Origin of the sequence: Macrococcus animalis (assembly GCF_047425875.1) — a bacterium.
Classification (GTDB): Bacteria; Bacillota; Bacilli; order Staphylococcales; family Staphylococcaceae; genus Macrococcoides; species Macrococcoides animalis.
Genome location: NZ_CP179727.1, coordinates 1,822,561 through 1,839,499 on the forward strand (window position 1 = coordinate 1,822,561; position 16,939 = coordinate 1,839,499).

Sequence of the window (16,939 nt, forward strand, 5' to 3'; positions counted from 1 at the left end):
TCTTTTATTCGTAATGTATAAATTTTATATTTAATATGACATACCGTCAACAAATCTAGCATAATTTGTCCAATAATCAATGAATAATGTTAAAATAATAAGTATATTATTTTAGAGTGAAAGAAGTGTAGAATGTGCTGAATGATCATGAGTCAAAGAGTAATTTAACAATCGATAAAATAAAAATGATAGAGCAGATTAATTTAGATTATTCGGTCAATGCAGCTATTATTATGGATTATTTCAAATCTTATATCGGGGAACGATATATCTTTATCAATAAAGACAAATCTTTTAAATTAATGGGAATCGGCCACCGGGCTTTGATTGTTGAAGATACGATTAATCCAATTAGTATTGAAAATCAATTCAAGTCACTACTTCATGAAGCAACCTACAAAGGTGACCGTTCTATTAATGATTTAAAATTATTTGGTGGTTTTCAATTTGATGATAATGAAAGTCCAAATTTTTCAGCTTATTATAAAAGTCATTTTATTATTCCAGAAATTCAAATATTAGAAGTAAACGGGAAAGCTTCTATTATTTTTGTTGATCAAAATCATGACATAAGTGACATAATTGATGGGTTAAAAAATCATACAATGACATCGATAGCTGAAAATAAAATTCAAGAAACTAAAGATATGGATTTAGATTTGTTTAAAGCAAATGCAACAAAAGCTATCGCTATGATGAACAAAGCAGAGTTAGAAAAAGTTGTCCTTTCTAGAAAAAGAAAAATTACGATGCAAAATAAGATAGATATATTAACACTTGTTGAACAAGCTATGAAAAACCATGAGGTGAGTTACTTTGCATTAATAGAATCGGCGAACCAAACATTTATCACTAAAACCCCTGAACAGCTCGTTGCAGTTCAAAAAGGAGAGTTATTAACGAATGCGATTGCTGGAACGATGGGTAAGGATGTACCAGATGCGAAACAACAATTATTAGATGATGAGAAAAACTTATATGAACATAAAATTGTAGTTGAGAGTATAAAAGATGATTTAGCGCCATTCACACAAGAAATTACTTTAAAAGGTGCTCCAGATATTTTAGAGAATCAATTTTTTTATCATCTATACACACCAATCAAAGCAAAACTTCAGACCGGCAGCTTGTTAGAAGTGACAGAAAGTTTACATCCTACACCAGCGCTTGGTGGTTTTCCGAAGAATAGTGCGATGCAGTTCTTAAATGAGGCGAACGAAGGTCGGGGATTATATGGTGCACCACTGGGTTATTTAGATATGAATGATGAGGGTGAATTTATTGTAGCAATTCGTTCAATGATAATAGAAGACAATACAGCGATGCTTTATGCAGGATGTGGTCTAGTAAAATCAAGTGTAGTTGAAAGTGAAGTATATGAAACAGAGATTAAATTTAAACCGATGTTAGAAATGTTAGGGGTTAATTGAGATGAACGAAGCTTTAACGAAACAAGTCTTCCATTTTGTGAAGTCATTATATGATTATGGGATTGAACGCATTGTTATTTCTCCTGGGTCACGTTCTACGCCGATTGCGATAGCGTGTGAGTTACATCCAAAAATGACGACGGATATCCATCCAGACGAACGTAGTGCTGCGTTTTATGCTTTGGGTTTAATGAAAGCGACGAATAAACCTGTAGCAATTCTTTGTACTTCAGGTACGGCTGCAAGCAACTATACGCCAGCTGTATCAGAATGTTTTATCAGTAATATGCCACTGGTCGTAATTACAAGTGATAGACCCCATGAACTAAGAAATGTAGGTGCACCTCAAGCAATAAATCAAGTCGGTATGTTTACTAATTTTGTACAATACGAAAGAGATTTCCCAATTGCAGATGAAACTGAACAAACGTTGCAATTTATAGATGCAGTATTATTACAAGCGAGTCGCTATTTTAATGGACCAATGAAAGGGCCAGTGCATTTTAATATTCCATTTAGAGAACCGTTAATGCCTAATTTTGAACTGACTGACATGATGACAGTTGATATGAAACCACAAGTCAGTTATCAAAAGACATTTGATGTAAATACAGTAAAGCCATTTATTAAACGTGAAAAGGGTATTATCATTGTTGGAGATTGTCAGTTAGAAGACCTAACTCAAATGTTGGTGTTCTCTACAATTCATAATGTTCCAATTATTGCAGACCCACTGAGTCAGATACGAGATTTAAAACATCCAAATGTCGTATCAACGGGTGACAGCGTTTTTAAGGTAATAACTGATATTCAACCAGGTTATATCATTCGTGTTGGGAATGCTGTTGTTTCTAAATCAATCAATAAATGGTTAAAAGCGCAGGAAGCACCTCAAATACTAGTTCAGCCTAGAATTCAGCCGAACACTTTCCCGAAAGTACCAGATTTATTCTTGGAAATGACAGCGAATGATTTCTTTAGACAAGTGGCTGAAGAAAAGCCGGTTCATAATAAATCTTGGATTAAGTTTTGGCATACGATTAATGATTTAATAATCAATCATATTATGCAACATACACAAACAGTTTATGATGAAGGCAGTGCATTGTATAAAATTTTTAAACAAATCAATAAAGATGAAGTTATTTTCTTTGGTAATAGTATGCCGATTCGTGATGGCGATACATTCTTTACACACTTTGAAGGTAAGCCATTTTGTAATAGGGGAGCTAACGGTATAGATGGTGTAGTAAGTACGGCGTTAGGTATGGCAAGAATTAAACGTGTTACTTTGATTATTGGTGATATTTCATTCTTCCACGATATGAATGGTTTGATTATGCATAAATTATTAGCGGCGTATCATAACATCAATATTATTGTGATGAACAACAATGGAGGCGGCATTTTTAGTTACCTACCGCAATATGAAAATAAAACACATTTCGAGCGATTATTTGGTACCCCATTAAATTTAGATTTTGAACATACAGCACATCTTTATAACATGAAATATAAGAAATTTAATGTATTTGATGATATAACTTTACCAAAAGATGTGGGTCATATTATTGAAATTGCATCTGATCGTGAAGAGAATTTAAAAGCACATAAAGCACTGATAACGACATTAAAGGCAAAACTCAATGCTGCATTATAAACATTATCGCAATCAAAATAAACACCTAATCATTATGATACATGGTTTTTTAGGCAGCATAGAAACATTTAAACCGGCGAAAGATTTATTGTTGCCATATATTGATGTAATCTTGGTTGAATGTCCTGGGCATGGGCAAGAAAATGATGCAACTGAAAATTGGTCCTTTTATGAGATTGCGAAGCAATTATCACAATACATAAAAAATGTATCTGAAGATTATCAAAGTATTACACTTTATGGTTATTCAATGGGTGGTCGAATAGCATTATATACTGCACTACATTATCCTGAATTAATCGATAAACTTATTATTGAAAGTGCGACCCCTGGTATTGAAAGTGAAGAATTAAGACAAAATCGTGCTGCTCAAGATGCATTGCGTAGCGAGCGTATTAAACAAGACTACGTCGCATTTATCGATGCGTGGGAACAGTTAGCACTATTTAATACCTTTAAACCTTTAACTCAAGCACAGGAAATAAGACAGCGAGATATTCGACTTAATCATCACCCAGAATCAATTGCCAAAGCTTTGCGGGAGTATGGAACTGGCCAACAAAAAAACCTTTGGCCAATGCTTAAAGATTTTAATAAACCAGTATTAATACTCACCGGTAGTTTAGATAGTAAGTTTGAATTGATTGCTAACAGAATGGCAGAGCAATTGCCTGAAGCACAACATGTAATAATCTCGGCAGGTCATACGATTCATGTGGAGAATTTAAAAATATTTGATACAATAATAGTATCGTTTATCAAGGAGGAAAATCATGACTAGAGTTTGGGAAACATTAAAAGAGTACAATGAAATTAAATATGAATATTTTGAAGGTATTGCAAAAATTACAATCAACCGTCCGGAAGTACGTAATGCATTTACTCCTAATACAGTAATGGAAATGATCGACGCATTTTCTCGTGCACGTGACGATCAAAGAATCGGTGCTATCATCTTAACAGGCGAAGGCGACTTAGCTTTCTGTTCAGGTGGGGACCAAAAAGTACGTGGCCATGGGGGTTACGTAGGTGATGACAATATTCCACGTTTAAATGTATTAGACTTACAACGATTAATTCGTGTTATTCCTAAACCAGTTGTTGCAATGGTTCGTGGATATGCAATTGGTGGAGGACATGTATTACATATCGTATGTGACTTAACTATCGCTGCTGAAAATGCTCGTTTCGGTCAAACAGGACCTAAAGTAGGTTCGTTTGATGCTGGATATGGCTCAGGTTACTTAGCAAGAATCGTTGGACACAAAAAAGCACGTGAAATCTGGTACTTATGCCGTCAATATGATGCACAAGAAGCATTAGACATGGGTCTAGTGAATACAGTAGTACCGTTAGATAAAATTGAAGATGAAACTGTACAATGGTGTAAAGAAATGTTACAACACTCTCCAACAGCATTACGCTTCTTAAAAGCAGCGATGAACGCTGATACAGATGGATTAGCTGGATTACAACAATTCGCTGGAGATGCTACATTACTTTACTACACAAGTGATGAAGCGAAAGAAGGACGTGACGCGTTTAAAGAAAAACGCGAACCGAATTTCGACCAATTCCCTAAATTCCCATAAAGCTAAAAATGCTGAACACTAGAATCATAATGATTCTAGTGTTTTTTATTAACAAAATTTACATATTTTTAATTTGTTAATATTTGTGTGGATTTGTATATTGGAATTGAGGTGATAAAGTGTTCTTAAAAACGTATGATTTTAGTTTATATGAAGCTTATATATGGGAAGTTGCAGGACGAATTGAATTGGATCAATTTGATCAGTCACAAGCTTTTTCATTTAATCTTGGGTATACAGGCGAGAAAATGTTTTATGATGAAATTAAAAATACGACAGGAGGTGTGAAATTGTGGAACATTCGTTTGCGCAGTAATGGAGAGGTGCAGTTTGATTTTTTATTGATTAAAGATGAATATATTATTAACATTGATGTGAAGAATTTCTCTGGGAAGTACACTTTTAGTAATAATAACTTTGTAAGTGAGAATAACTATGTTGAAGCTGATCCTTTGTCAAAGTTGTATAAAGCAGAGCAGAAATTAAAGTATTTTTGTACAAGAAATAACATTAATTATAAAGTGAAGAGTTATATCTTATTTATAAATCCAATGTTTGAATTGAGTGGTTTTAGCAGTCATGAGAACGTTCTTTATCGTGATAGTATCCCAAGAATTGTAAATATGTTAAACAAAGATGAACCGTTATATGAAGAGATAGAGATTGGAAAGCTATTAATGAAACATCATTATCCGAACAGTAGATACCAACGCATTCACTATTATCCATATCCCGAGTTAAAGCCAGGAGTGAAGTGTCCAGAATGCCGTGAATTATTACCATTTTCAAGAGGTAGACAAAGGAAAGTTAGTTGCATTTGTGGATTTGAAATTTCGAAATCCAAATTAGTAGATATGGCTTTTCATACAATAAAAATTCTTAAAAATAATGTAGTAACAACCACTGATATATTTAATTATACGGGTATTGGAAGGACTACAATCCGAAATGTGCTTACAACTAATTTTGAAAAGTGTGGAGAGAATAAAGGGAGTAAATATACAATAAAAAAATCGGAAATGGGTATTTTCGAGAAAACAATAAGGTATGAAATACACGTAGGTGTTGATAAAAGTGATAAATCAACACCTATGAAGCAGTAACGTAAAAAATTACGGTGTAGGTGTTGATAAAAGTGATATATCAACACCTATGAAGCAGTAACGTAAAAAATTTCGCTGTAGGTGTTGATAAAAGTGATATATCAACACCTAAGAAGCAGTAACGTAAAAAATTTCGCTGTAGGTGTTGATAAAAGTGATATATCAACACCTAAGAAAACAGTAACCTAAAAAATTACGGTGTAGGTGTTGATAAAAGTGATATATCAACACCTAAGAAGCAGTAACGTAAAAAATTTCGCTGTAGGTGTTGATAAAAGTGATATATCAACACCTAAGAAAACAGTAACCTAAAAAATTACGGTGTAGGTGTTGATAAAAGTGATATATCAACACCTATGAAGCAGTAACGTAAAAAATTACGGTGTAGGTGTTGATAAAAGTGATATATCAACACCTAGTGTGATACTATGCATACAGAATCCTCCAGCGCCCAAGATAATTACTATGTATAAATCTTGGGTTTTTGATATGATTAATATATTAATCAAGAGGAAGTGTAATTATGGAATGGCTCAAATCAGCTGCACATCTATATCCGGATAAACCGGCAATAATCTTTAACGAGCAGCGCATCACTTATGAAAAACTATACGAAAATGCTCAAAAAGTTGCATATGAACTTAAACAATTTAATCATAAACGCATTGCACTACAAGCGGAGAATACATTATCAGATTGTTATATCATACATGCTGCAATTATTGCGAACATTGAAATAGTGATGGTCAATAAACACTTGACAGAAAATGAAATTTCAAAACAAATGGCATCAGTGGATACCTCTCTAATCCTTACAAACGATAATTTCACTTCAATACAATCATTTAACAAATCTAAGTTAGTTCATACAGCACTGGACAGTCATCACTCATACCTCGGTGAGCACAATCAACCTAACGACATTTTATCCATTATGTTTACGTCTGGTACAACAGGTGTACAAAAGGCAGTGCCTCAACGTTTCAATAATCATGTCGCAAGTGCAAGAAACTGCAAAAATATATTTACTTATAGTCATGACTCGATTTGGCTCAACGTTCTACCTCTATTTCATATTAGTGGCTTAAGTATTCTGCTTCGCGCAGTTATAGATGGTTGTACTATTGTGTTACATGAAAAATTTAATGCGCTTCAAATTATTTATGATATTCAAGAAAAAAATATTACACATATATCTCTTGTTCCACAAACATTGGAGCGGTTATTGAAAAATGGACTACATAGTCGTTATTCACTAGAAGGGATATTAATCGGGGGAGCAAAATTAGATGATCGATTGTTGGCTCAAGCCCGCAGAATCAATTTACCAATATATACATCATTCGGTATGACTGAAACGTGCTCCCAAATGATTACGGCATCGCCTATGGATATTGAAAAATATCCAGGAAGTGTAGGTCGTGTTAAGGATACTATACAATTATTTAATGTCGATAACAATGTTGGAGAGATTGGTGTGCAAGGTGAGAACGTAATGCATGGTTATTTATATCCTAAGACAGCAAATAACGATGCTTTTATTGGTAATTACTTTTTAACAGGAGATATTGGTTATATAGAGGACAATTATTTATATATTTTAGACCGCCGAAAAGACTTAATTATATCTGGTGGAGAAAATATATATCCTTCTGAAATTGAACAAGTTATATTAAAGCACACAAGTGTACATGCAACCTGTGTCATCGGTATAGATGAAGAAAAGTGGGGAAGCGTACCTATATGTTTATATGAAGCGGATAGAGATTTAGAAGATGACATTAAAAGAACTCTTGACGACAATATTGCTAAATTCAAACATCCGAAACAATTTGTGCGTGTGGAGGCATTAAAAAGAACATCTAATGGGAAAATATCACGTCATCAGTGTAAGGAATGGTATGAACATGATTATCACAAAGCTTAATATATATATGTTTGATACACCTTTTATATCACCGATTAAGACAAATCTCATTACACTAAATACGCGAAAAGTATTAGTCATTGGTGCGATAATTGACGGTTTTGAATATTTTGCAGAGGCAAATAGTTTTGAAACACCTTGGTATCATTATGAAACGATTGACACTGTGCATCAAACTGTTATTCAGATATTTGATCGTATTAAAGGGAAATCATTTAGTTCAATTAATGAAATGCAGCCTTTTTTAGATATTAATCATCCTAATGCGAGTAGTTGTTTCGATGTCATCGCCTATCAATATTTCAATTCTTTAAAACCAGTAAGAATTCCACTAGGACAAACTCTTCATCATGATGATACCTTAATTCATACAAATGCATCTCGTATAAAATTGAAAATGCATAATCATATACTTCAGCAAGTGAAATCTCTTCGAGAAATTAGTGATATTCAAATTGTTATTGATGCCAACGGGTTACTAGATTCAAGCCATTTCAAATTATTAAATTGTTTAAGTGAGCACAACATACTCTATTTTGAACAGCCATTCAAATCAATAATGGATTATAAATTAATACATAACCTTTATCCCCACATCAATTTAGCAATAGATGAAAGTGCAACGGATGTTGCATCAATCGAACGTTTTCAAGATATAGGTGTAGAAACCGCAGTAATTAAATATAGTCGTATTGGTGGCATTACTAAAGCATTGCAACTCACATCTTATTTACCTGATATGCAATTTGTAGCAGGTGGGATGTATGAGTTTGGATTGAGTAAATATTATACGGCATTACTTGGAGAACACTTTCAAACAGTGCCAGATGTAACAGCAAAAGGGACATATTTCAAATGCGATTTCGTAGATTATGATGAATTATTAATTGGCAATAAAATTCAACTTTCAGTTCCCAAAGTGAAACCTTCACATTTGAATTTAATAGCATCTTTTGTATAAAAATGTAAAATAAGATTTCTTGATTCTAAAGCCAGAGATTATTCGATTATAATAATAGATGTTAACTTCGCTGAGGTTTTCATCTTTTTTTGTACTTTAATTTCTTTAAAAATATTCTGAATTAATAATATGGTATTGCATAACCCTAAAATGTCTGTTCTAATGGATATGTAAAGGAGTATAATTCAATGAAAAGATACTATGAAGAAATTACATTCATTAGAGCAATTGCATGTTTACTTGTACTTTTAACACATGTAACATTAATGTACCCAATTGAAAATCAGAACATTGGTACAAAGTTAAGTTTAGTAATAAACCAGTTCGCACGTGTTGGGACACCAATGTTTTGTATCATTAGTGCATTTTTGTTGTTTAATGGATTTAAAGATAAAGTGCTAGACCATAAGAAGTTTATTCAGTCACGCACGAAAAAGATCGTCATACCTTATTTGATTTGGTCAGTAATTTATATCGTACTCATGGATATAACTGGGAAGAGTGAATTTGATTGGCAAAATATATGGAAGTATTTATTTTTAGGCGATGGTTACGTACATCTATATTTTATTGCTATTGTACTTCAGTTCTATATATTCTTTATGATGTCATATCATTTATTTAATAAAGACAATATTGCAAAATATACATTATTGTCAGTGATTATAATGATTGCATGGTACATAGCAAGAGATAGTAGTTATGCAGTAAATCATCGTGCATTCTTACTCAACTGGATTGGCTTTTTCATGATGGGTGGGTATATGGCTTATTATTTAGATCAAATTAAGGCTTGGATAGGACGTATTCAAGAATATTTAGGTTACTATGTCATCATAGGCTTAATGTTATTACTTGTTGAAATGAATCTTCCACATCTGTTTACTTCAGACAGAATGATGAATATTATTCTTGTACCTTTAGCGATTGCCTTCATCATCTATATATATTGGCATTCTAATAAATTCATAGTCTACTTACTAAACTATATTGGTAATCGAGCAATGGGCATTTATTTAGTTCATATGCTTGTCATTGGTGTGTTAGGTGAATTAATTCCAATATCATTTTGGAATCCTTATATGCTTTTATTTAATTACATCCTTGTTGTAGTTGTCACATTGATAACAGTAGATTTATTAAGTTTGTTACCAAAAGGAGAGTTTTTATTCCCAGTGGCAAAGTCACCTGGACAAGATGAAACGTTATGGCGTAAAATAATTCATTTTATCCATTAAAAAAAGGAAATTCCATAAACGGAATTTCCTTTTTTTAATGATGATGCTCTTTCTTTTCTGGAACAGGATCATAGCCACCTGGATGAAATGGATGGCACTTTAAAATTCTTACGGCTGTTAAATAACTGCCTTTAAATGCACCGTGTTTCTCAATGGCCTCTAAACCATATTGAGAACACGTCGGATTAAAGCGGCACGTTGGCGGGGTCATTGGTGAGATATAATTTCTATAAAATTTAATGCCATATAGTAATAGTTGTTTCATTTTATCTCCTACTTTATCTCATCTTCTTCATAAAACGATACGTTCGTCTTATTAAAGTCTTTATAAGTGGTTTCTTGATTCATTATAATTGTGACAGGTTTATCCTTAATCTTTGCATTTACTTTAAGGTCGAAGTTTAAGGTTTTTGGTAATTTTTTTTCGGATGAAAGTTCTACATCAAAGCTACCACTTTGAATATTAATGTCTGTTAAATCATTAAATGCAGCAATTTGATTCATACTTGAGAAATCAATACCGTAATCAAATAAATACTTTAAGTACTTTGAATTACCTTCATAATGAATCACATTGTCAGTTACCTCAATTGTTTCTACTTCTTTTTTTATGACATTTTGAACAATATCCGTTAAATTCACAATATTGGATTGAACTGTTGAGAAGTATTGAATATCAGCTTTACGTGCTCGATAATTCAAGTATTGTGGATTAGGATATGCTTCAATATTACCCTCGTCCATATTGAATATAACAGACTTTACAGGATATTTCGTGTTATTTGAATCGGCATTAATAAGTAATGCACTTTTATTTATCGTATCGAATTGTGATGTGGTATCTTGGGTGAATTTTGTTGTGAATTTATCATATGAAATTGTTGCTTTGTTTGAAGCAGATAAAGAAATACTATCTATAGCTTTAATATTTTTTTGCATACGTGCAATGATTTGGTCCTTCGTTAAGGGTTTCTTTTTTTCTTTTGGTGATGCACATCCAGTGATAATTAATGCTAAAATGATAAAAAGTGCAGTTAATTTTTTCATAGTGACCTCGAGAATCTATTATTTTAAATTGATTGGAGCTAGGAAGATGATTTTTAGTGATCATGTTGGGAATCAAGTTGTCCTTAAGTTTAAGGATACTACTGATATACCAACGAGTAAACATGTATTAATGATAACAAACTTTCAGGGTAATATGCTACTAACGAATAATAAAATTCGAGGTATAGAGTTTCCGGGTGGTAAAGTTGAAGTGGGAGAAACACCCATACAGGCGATGTATCGTGAACTTAAGGAGGAAACAGGGGGCATTGTAAGACATTTTGAATATATTGCGACATATACGGTGCAAGATCAATCACCTTTTAGTAAAGATGTTTTTTATGTTGATGTGGCATCAATTGAAGAGCGTGATGACTACTTAGAAACGAGTGGGCCAGTCATTGTAAAATCGATTAATGATGTGAGAGATGATGATAAAAGTTTCTTACTTAAAGATGACTGTATACTTTATATATTGGAAACATTAAAGGAGCGGTTTTAATGTTTATTAATAAGAAATCAATACAAGCAACTTATCAAGGGATAGTCTTTAAAGAAGTGACGTATCAATCCGATGAGTTTGAAGTTAAAGGCTTACTATATGAGCCACAAAATGTTGATAGGATTGTCATATATTTGCGAGGTGGAAAGGGACAGGTTGGTATATTAAGACCCGCTGGATTGATGCGCTTTGCGTATTCAAATACACTCGTCGCAGCACCTTATTATCGTGGTACACATCAAAACGGGCAAGATGAATTTGGCGGTGCAGATCAAGAAGATGTATATGCTTTGGTGCGTATATTACGTGAACAATATCCAAAAGTACCATTGCATTTTATTGGATTTTCACGTGGGGGTATTCAAGGACTTGTGACGTATCAAGCAAGTAAGGTGACTTCGTTTATTACATGGGGTGGGGTATCTAGCATATATTATATGTATAATGAGCGACAAGATTTACGAGGCATGTTAAAACGTATCATCGGTCCTATTACAAATAAAGTCGAATACGATAAACGGGAAGGATTAGCACTTATCAAAGCTGATAGCCCACCGATTATGATTATTCATGGGACAGCAGATAAGCAAGTGAATGTTGCACACGGAAAGATGTTAGAGGAACGACTTATATCTCTTGGTGTATATCATAAAGTGATTTATATACAAAATGAAGCGCATGTATTACGACCAGATAATGAAAGAATGATATTAGAAGAGATTTACGAATGGATGAAAGATGTAGAATCATAAAATAAAAAAATTCTCCAATCACAATTTGTGATTGGAGAATTTGCCTTATGAATTATCCTCTGAAGATAAATCCACCTTTTTCTTCAATTTCTGCTGACTTTTCACCAAATTTTTTGAAGTTTTCTTGGAAACGTAATGCTAAATCTTTTGCTTTTTCATCGTAAGCATCTTGAGATACCCAAGCATTACGAGGCATTAAGATTTCTTTAGGTACGCCAGATACTGAATTTGGTACGAATAATCCAAAGATTGGGTCTTGTGTGAATTCAGAATTCTTGATTTCACCACTGATTGCACGACGAATCATTGAGCGTGTATGTGTTAAACTCATACGACTACCAACACCATATTCGCCACCAGTCCATCCAGTGTTTACTAAGTAAACATCCGAACCGTGTTTATCAATTAATTCACCTAACATGTTTGCATATATTGTTGCATGTAATGGTAAGAATGGAGAACCAAAACATGTTGAGAATACTGGTTGTGGGCTTGTAACGCCACGTTCAGTACCAGCAAGTTTTGAAGTGAATCCACTTAAGAAATGGTACATTGCTTGCTCTTTTGTTAATTTAGAGATCGGCGGTAATACACCGAATGCATCTGCAGTTAAGAAGATGATTGTTTTAGCATGTCCTGCAATTGAAGGTAACACGATGTTGTCAATATTTTCAATTGGATATGCTGCACGCGTATTTTCTGTTAATGACTTATCTTCATAGTCTGGGAAACCTTTGTCATCAACTTTAACGTTTTCTAAGATTGCACCGTAGCGAATCGCATCATAAATTTGAGGTTCTTTCTCACGTGATAGATCAATCGTCTTTGCATAACATCCACCTTCAATGTTGAATACGCCATTATCATTCCAACCGTGCTCATCGTCACCGATTAGTTTACGATGTGGGTCTGCTGATAAAGTTGTTTTTCCTGTTCCTGATAAACCAAAGAATAAAGCGACGTCTTTATTCTCACCAACGTTCGCTGAACAGTGCATACTCATAACCCCTTGAGTAGGCAATAAGTAGTTCATAACTCCGAAGATACCTTTTTTCATTTCTCCAGCATATTCAGTACCACCGATTAAAATAATCTTGTGTTTAAAACTCGTAATAATGAATGTTTCAGATTTGGTGCCATCAATTTTAGGATCTGCTTTAAAGTGTGGAGCAGAGATAATTGTGAAATCAGGATCGATTAATACACCTTCATTAAATGTTTCTGGACGGATGAACATAGTACGTGCAAATAAATTATGCCAAGCTAATTCATTGATAACACGTAATTTTAATTGTGTTGCAGGGTCTGCTCCAGCGTATCCGTTAAATTCATAAACTTTGTCTTGCATTCCCAAATAGTCCAATACACGGTCTAATAATTTCAAGAAGATTTCTTCAGAGATGGGTTGGTTAATTGTACCCCAATCAATATGATCTTTTGTTTCAGCTTCTTCAACGATAAATTTATCTTTTGGTGAACGACCAGTATATTTACCTGTTTCAGTTCTAACAGCCCCAGACTCTGTTAATACACCCTCACGATTAGATAAGATTTCGTTGATTAATTGTGTTCTAGATAATTGGTTTAACACAATGTCGCTCTTTAATAAGTCGTCTAATTTACCAAAGATTTGTTCGCTCATAAAAAGGTCCCCCAAGTTTATATTTTCTGCTAATGTAAGCAGTTTCATGAATTAGTATAACATAAGGATTATGCCCTTACATTAAATATAAAGAAATTTTTGTTGATAAACTATTATTCAGAAAATTTGTGAATCAATTCGATATGTTGACAGTGTACAAAAAGTTTAGTATTATCTTACTTGCGGATTCTCTTATCCAGAGTGGTGGAGGGACATGGACCCTGTGAAGCCCAGCAACCCTTAACATAAGTTAAGTAAGGTGCCAAACCGTTTGCGGACAGACGTCTGAACGATAAGAGTAGAATGGACTAATTATGTGTATATTAGCCTTCTCTCTTACAGGAGAGAGGGCTATTTTTGTGGCTTGAACCGTAAATTTATATAAAATAGGAGTGTTTTATAAATGGCAGATCGTAAATTATTTACATCAGAATCAGTAACAGAAGGACATCCCGATAAAATCGCTGACCAAATATCAGATGCAATCTTAGATGCAATATTAACAGGAGATCCTAAAGCACGCGTTGCGTGTGAGACGTCAGTAACAACAGGTATGGCTTTAATCGCAGGAGAAATCACAACGTCTACTTATGTTGATATTCCTAAAGTAGTACGTGATACAGTAAAAGAAATTGGTTATACACGAGCGAAATATGGTTATGACTTTCAAACAATGGCAGTATTAACTGCTATTGATGAGCAATCTCCTGACATCGCGCAAGGCGTTGACCGTGCATTAGAAGACCGTGGTAACTTATCTGACTCAGATATCGAATCTATCGGTGCTGGAGACCAAGGTTTAATGTTTGGATTTGCTTGTAATGAAACAGCAAGTTTAATGCCTTTACCAATTTCATTATCGCATGAATTAGCACGTCGTTTAACAGAAGTACGTAAAAATGGCACTTTAGATTATTTACGTCCAGATGGAAAAACACAAGTAACAGTTGAATACGATGAGTTTAACAAGCCTAAGCGTATTGATACAATCGTTATTTCGAGTCAACACCACGAGAAAATTGAATTAGAACAAATTCAAGCTGACGTTAAAGAACACGTTATCAAACCAGTCGTTCCAGTTGAATTAATCGATTCTGAAACGAAATATTTCATCAATCCAACTGGTCGCTTCGTTATTGGTGGACCTCAAGGAGATGCCGGACTTACAGGTCGTAAAATTATCGTAGATACTTACGGTGGATATGCCCGTCACGGTGGAGGTGCATTCTCAGGTAAAGATGCAACGAAAGTAGACCGAAGTGGTGCTTATGCTGCTCGTTACGTTGCGAAAAATATCGTAGCGGCAGGGCTTGCTGATAAATGTGAAGTTCAGTTAGCTTATGCGATTGGAGTGGCACAACCCGTGTCGATCTCAGTTGAAACTTACGGTACATCTGAGTATAGTGAACAACAACTTGTTGATGCAGTGCGTAAAACATTTGATTTACGTCCAGCAGGAATCATCCAAATGTTAGACTTACGTCGTCCAATATACAAACAAACAGCAGCATACGGACACTTTGGTAGAACAGATATTGACTTGCCATGGGAAGCAACTGACAAAATTGATGCATTAAAAGAAAACTTAAAATAATTGAAAAAATCAAGTAGACTTAAGAATTATCTTAAGTCTATTTTTTTATAAATAAAAACCGTCTCAATTATATTGAGACGGAAATATAATATTAATTATTCAGCTTCTTCTTCAGTTTCTTCTTCTTCAGTTTCTTCTTCTTCAGTTTCTTCTTCTTCAGTTTCTTCTTCAGCTGCTGCATCATCTTCAGTTGTTTCTTCTTCTGTAGCCGCGTCTTCAGTCTTTGCGTCTTCAGCCTTGTCTTCTTCTCCACCACAAGCACCTAATAATAGAGCTGATGCAAAAGTACCTGCTAATAATAAACGTTTATACTTTGCCATGGTATCATCCTCCGAGAAATTTAATTTTTAGCCCAATATAATATTTAGGACACTTTAATTATTTCATATCAATATTAATCTAGAATATATTTCTTATAAATTATTGTTAATCATTGTTTAGAATATTAAATAATAATAAATTTCATTAATAAGAGTAAAGTTTCACAATTTATTTTTGTTTTATCAATGAAGTTCTCTTAAAAGTTATTTATAATGAAAGTAATACAGTTAGAAAGGTGAATGATATGTCAGTAGAAGTAGGTAGTACTTTATTTTATGTGTTAATTGGTTTAGGTATCTTAGCTTTATTATTCTTCATACTTTGGTTACTTGCATTATCAAGCAAGAAAAAATCAATTGCGCGTAAAGAAGAAGAATTTCGAAAAGCGCAAAAAGTTAAATCTGATGAATATCATGAAGAAAGTGAGAAATCACGCTTAACATACAAAAAAGAATTAGCAGAACAAAAAGAAACAATGCAAAAGCAAATCGAAGAAAAAACATCACACATTGAATCTTTAAAAATGTTCTCAAAAGATAAAGGAGAATATTTAACAGATTTAACATTGATTCAATTGAAAGAACAACTTGTATCAGAAGAACGTATTCGTCCTGAAGATATGCATGTATTAGCAAATATTTATATTCCAGGAAAACGAGTGAAAAGCACTGATAAATTAGATCACGTTGTATTAACACGTACCGGGATTTATTTAATTGATTCAAACTATTGGACAGGTCATATTTTCCATGGTGTGAGTGAAATGCAATTTGCTGGTGAGCCAATGCTAGAAAATGTGTTTAAAATATTAAATCTTGATCCGAAAGTAGAACAAACAATCGTATTAGATCAAAATAAAGATGGTAATGCAGAGTTTAGGACATATAACCATTCAATCGAAGCGTTAAAATTAAAAGCAGAACGATTAGAGAAAGTATTTGAATTACCATATCCAGTAACACCGATTGCATATTATAATGCTGAAGGTGTGGGAAGTGAACATATTTCTAATTACTCAAGAGACAATGGTGTGAAAGTTATTGTTGGAGAAGAAGAGTTACAAACATTCTTTGAGAAATTTGTATTCCACGGCCGCTTCCAATATAAAGTTGAAGAATTAGAAAATATTATGGATCAAATTGAACATTTAAATCCATAAATAAATAATTA

General features: G+C 33.5%; 16 protein-coding genes and 1 riboswitch. Of the genes, 12 read left to right on the forward strand and 4 right to left on the reverse strand.

Going from position 1 to position 16,939, the window contains the following annotated elements:
- The first annotated feature begins 134 nt into the window (after positions 1 to 134).
- The 8 genes from ACMGE9_RS09650 to ACMGE9_RS09685 all read left to right on the forward strand — a co-directional run bounded on the left by ACMGE9_RS09650 (position 135) and on the right by ACMGE9_RS09685 (position 9,911).
- A complete protein-coding gene (locus ACMGE9_RS09650; protein ID WP_414042555.1) occupies positions 135 to 1,430 on the forward strand; it encodes an isochorismate synthase in 1,296 nt (431 codons plus the stop codon).
- Positions 1,426 to 3,090 carry a 2-succinyl-5-enolpyruvyl-6-hydroxy-3-cyclohexene-1-carboxylic-acid synthase gene (gene menD, locus ACMGE9_RS09655; protein ID WP_414044486.1) on the forward strand — a complete coding sequence of 555 codons (1,665 nt, stop codon included), beginning with the start codon at positions 1,426 to 1,428 and terminating at the stop codon, positions 3,088 to 3,090. The genes ACMGE9_RS09650 and menD overlap by 5 nt, the downstream gene beginning before the upstream one ends.
- Positions 3,077 to 3,871: a 2-succinyl-6-hydroxy-2,4-cyclohexadiene-1-carboxylate synthase gene (gene menH / locus ACMGE9_RS09660; protein ID WP_414042556.1), complete on the forward strand. Its 795-nt coding sequence runs from the start codon at positions 3,077 to 3,079 to the stop codon at positions 3,869 to 3,871. The genes menD and menH overlap by 14 nt, the downstream gene beginning before the upstream one ends.
- Positions 3,861 to 4,682 (forward strand): 1,4-dihydroxy-2-naphthoyl-CoA synthase, encoded by an 822-nt coding sequence (gene menB / locus ACMGE9_RS09665; RefSeq protein WP_414044487.1) that lies wholly within the window; start codon positions 3,861 to 3,863, stop codon positions 4,680 to 4,682. Before menH ends, menB begins: the two co-directional genes overlap by 11 nt.
- Before the next feature lie 119 nt (positions 4,683 to 4,801).
- Positions 4,802 to 5,785 carry a nuclease-related domain-containing protein gene (locus tag ACMGE9_RS09670; protein WP_414042557.1) on the forward strand — a complete coding sequence of 328 codons (984 nt, stop codon included), beginning with the start codon at positions 4,802 to 4,804 and terminating at the stop codon, positions 5,783 to 5,785.
- 523 nt (positions 5,786 to 6,308) lie between these two features.
- On the forward strand, positions 6,309 to 7,712 hold the full coding sequence (menE, locus tag ACMGE9_RS09675) for an o-succinylbenzoate--CoA ligase (RefSeq protein WP_414042558.1): 1,404 nt from the start codon (positions 6,309 to 6,311) through the stop codon (positions 7,710 to 7,712).
- Positions 7,693 to 8,673 (forward strand): enolase C-terminal domain-like protein, encoded by a 981-nt coding sequence (locus ACMGE9_RS09680; RefSeq protein WP_414042559.1) that lies wholly within the window; start codon positions 7,693 to 7,695, stop codon positions 8,671 to 8,673. The genes menE and ACMGE9_RS09680 overlap by 20 nt, the downstream gene beginning before the upstream one ends.
- 188 nt (positions 8,674 to 8,861) lie before the next feature.
- Positions 8,862 to 9,911: an acyltransferase family protein gene (locus ACMGE9_RS09685; RefSeq protein WP_414042560.1), complete on the forward strand. Its 1,050-nt coding sequence runs from the start codon at positions 8,862 to 8,864 to the stop codon at positions 9,909 to 9,911.
- Positions 9,912 to 9,945: 34 nt separating this feature from the next.
- Here the strand turns inward: ACMGE9_RS09685 and yidD are convergent, their stop codons facing one another.
- Together yidD and ACMGE9_RS09695 are read right to left on the reverse strand one after the other, a co-directional pair.
- Complete coding sequence (yidD, locus tag ACMGE9_RS09690) at positions 9,946 to 10,176, reverse strand: membrane protein insertion efficiency factor YidD (RefSeq protein ID WP_414042561.1); 231 nt, start codon at positions 10,174 to 10,176, stop codon at positions 9,946 to 9,948.
- Between the two features lie 8 nt (positions 10,177 to 10,184).
- The gene (locus ACMGE9_RS09695; RefSeq protein WP_414042562.1) at positions 10,185 to 10,958 is read right to left on the reverse strand and encodes a hypothetical protein; all 774 of its coding nucleotides are present in this window, start codon (positions 10,956 to 10,958) and stop codon (positions 10,185 to 10,187) included.
- A gap of 46 nt (positions 10,959 to 11,004) precedes the next feature.
- Here ACMGE9_RS09695 and ytkD point away from each other — a divergent pair, with 46 nt between their 5' ends.
- Complete coding sequence (gene ytkD / locus ACMGE9_RS09700) at positions 11,005 to 11,460, forward strand: RNA deprotection pyrophosphohydrolase (protein ID WP_414042563.1); 456 nt, start codon at positions 11,005 to 11,007, stop codon at positions 11,458 to 11,460.
- Complete coding sequence (locus ACMGE9_RS09705) at positions 11,460 to 12,212, forward strand: alpha/beta hydrolase family protein (RefSeq protein WP_414042564.1); 753 nt, start codon at positions 11,460 to 11,462, stop codon at positions 12,210 to 12,212. The genes ytkD and ACMGE9_RS09705 overlap by 1 nt, the downstream gene beginning before the upstream one ends.
- Before the next feature lie 52 nt (positions 12,213 to 12,264).
- Here ACMGE9_RS09705 and pckA read toward each other — a convergent pair whose 3' ends face one another.
- On the reverse strand, positions 12,265 to 13,854 hold the full coding sequence (gene pckA / locus ACMGE9_RS09710; protein ID WP_414042565.1) for a phosphoenolpyruvate carboxykinase (ATP): 1,590 nt from the start codon (positions 13,852 to 13,854) through the stop codon (positions 12,265 to 12,267).
- A 189-nt stretch (positions 13,855 to 14,043) separates the two neighbouring features.
- A riboswitch (SAM riboswitch) is annotated at positions 14,044 to 14,153 on the forward strand.
- Positions 14,154 to 14,257: 104 nt separating this feature from the next.
- Between pckA and metK the strand changes: the two genes are divergently transcribed.
- Complete coding sequence (metK, locus tag ACMGE9_RS09715; protein ID WP_414042566.1) at positions 14,258 to 15,448, forward strand: methionine adenosyltransferase; 1,191 nt, start codon at positions 14,258 to 14,260, stop codon at positions 15,446 to 15,448.
- 95 nt (positions 15,449 to 15,543) lie between these two features.
- Here metK and ACMGE9_RS09720 read toward each other — a convergent pair whose 3' ends face one another.
- Positions 15,544 to 15,768, reverse strand: a complete 225-nt coding sequence (locus ACMGE9_RS09720) for a hypothetical protein (RefSeq protein ID WP_414042567.1) — start codon at positions 15,766 to 15,768, stop codon at positions 15,544 to 15,546.
- Between the two features lie 245 nt (positions 15,769 to 16,013).
- On the opposite strand from ACMGE9_RS09720, the gene ACMGE9_RS09725 reads away from it, so the two are divergent.
- Positions 16,014 to 16,928 (forward strand): nuclease-related domain-containing protein, encoded by a 915-nt coding sequence (locus ACMGE9_RS09725; RefSeq protein ID WP_414042568.1) that lies wholly within the window; start codon positions 16,014 to 16,016, stop codon positions 16,926 to 16,928.
- Positions 16,929 to 16,939 lie beyond the last annotated feature (11 nt).

Bases quoted from the DNA above. Each gene is read 5' to 3' on its own strand.
- menH (WP_414042556.1), top strand. From the start codon at position 3,077: ATGCTGCATTATAAACATTATCGCAATCAAAATAAACACCTAATCATT.
- menE (WP_414042558.1), top strand. From the start codon at position 6,309: ATGGAATGGCTCAAATCAGCTGCACATCTATATCCGGATAAACCGGCA.
- ACMGE9_RS09680 (WP_414042559.1), top strand. From the start codon at position 7,693: ATGATTATCACAAAGCTTAATATATATATGTTTGATACACCTTTTATA.
- ACMGE9_RS09685 (WP_414042560.1), top strand. From the start codon at position 8,862: ATGAAAAGATACTATGAAGAAATTACATTCATTAGAGCAATTGCATGT.
- yidD (WP_414042561.1), bottom strand. From the start codon at position 10,176: ATGAAACAACTATTACTATATGGCATTAAATTTTATAGAAATTATATC.
- ACMGE9_RS09695 (WP_414042562.1), bottom strand. From the start codon at position 10,958: ATGAAAAAATTAACTGCACTTTTTATCATTTTAGCATTAATTATCACT.
- ytkD (WP_414042563.1), top strand. From the start codon at position 11,005: ATGATTTTTAGTGATCATGTTGGGAATCAAGTTGTCCTTAAGTTTAAG.
- ACMGE9_RS09705 (WP_414042564.1), top strand. From the start codon at position 11,460: ATGTTTATTAATAAGAAATCAATACAAGCAACTTATCAAGGGATAGTC.
- pckA (WP_414042565.1), bottom strand. From the start codon at position 13,854: ATGAGCGAACAAATCTTTGGTAAATTAGACGACTTATTAAAGAGCGAC.
- metK (WP_414042566.1), top strand. From the start codon at position 14,258: ATGGCAGATCGTAAATTATTTACATCAGAATCAGTAACAGAAGGACAT.
- ACMGE9_RS09720 (WP_414042567.1), bottom strand. From the start codon at position 15,768: ATGGCAAAGTATAAACGTTTATTATTAGCAGGTACTTTTGCATCAGCT.
- ACMGE9_RS09725 (WP_414042568.1), top strand. From the start codon at position 16,014: ATGTCAGTAGAAGTAGGTAGTACTTTATTTTATGTGTTAATTGGTTTA.